The 718-nt window shown below is 51.4% G+C and carries 1 protein-coding gene and 1 pseudogene; one reads left to right on the top strand and one right to left on the bottom strand.

Annotated features, from left to right (window positions below; translation table 11 throughout):
* Positions 1 to 267, top strand: a 267-nt coding sequence (locus WH277_RS00075) for an aromatic amino acid transport family protein (RefSeq protein WP_339503630.1), incomplete at its 5' end; no start/stop codon positions are given.
* Between the two features lie 82 nt (positions 268 to 349).
* Here WH277_RS00075 and WH277_RS00070 read toward each other — a convergent pair.
* Positions 350 to 718: pseudogene (locus WH277_RS00070) on the bottom strand (hypothetical protein); the annotation flags it as partial.

Below are 718 nucleotides of genomic sequence, written 5' to 3'. Positions count from 1 at the left end.
TCCTCCCTCACGGCGGCGCTGACCTACCTGCCCCCTGCGTTGCTGTGCATCGTGAACCCTGACGGCTTTATTTCTGCGTTAGCGTATGCCGGTATTGCGCTGGTGATATGGAGCGTGCTTCTTCCTCCTCTGCTCCTGATAAAAGCCAGAAAGGCCCAAATTAAGGGGCCTTATCAGTTCCCGGCGAGTAATGCATTTCTCTATAGCTACTTCGTGGCGGGTTTTCTGCTGTGGGTCGGCATGCTGTATAACATGATTGAAATCTGAGGAAGGGAGATAAGCAGGGCGCATCGTAAACCGCTTTCGTTGAGCTGAGGAAGGCACATCCATTGTGCCTTTTGTACACGGTTTAGATTTTCTTGCAGCTTTCCAGCCAGCCAGCGGTATCAATCTTGCCGTTCTCCAGATATTTCTGCTGGTTCTGCCAGTGTGCGGCCAGGAAAGGTTTGAGCCCGGACAGACGCTTGTTCAGGGTCAGCATCTGATCAAAGACGCCAACCTCATGTTTCAGCCCTTCTTGGCCATATAAGGTCGCCGAATCTACCAGGCTACTGGCGTAGTAACTGGTCACCTGCTGTAAACTTTTTGTTTGCTCACCCAGTTTGGTTTTACGGATAGCGCAGTTCTGATCGCTGCTGTCTTTATCCTTACACAGCGCCTCATAGTTATGTGTGAGGAAATCGAGGAAGCGACCATCATCCTGCAGCTTGGTGCAGAG

Origin of the sequence: Erwinia sp. MYb416 (assembly GCF_037479575.1) — a bacterium.
Taxonomy (GTDB): Bacteria; Pseudomonadota; Gammaproteobacteria; order Enterobacterales; family Enterobacteriaceae; genus Erwinia; species Erwinia rhapontici.
This window is presented reverse-complemented; position numbering and strand designations above follow the sequence as displayed.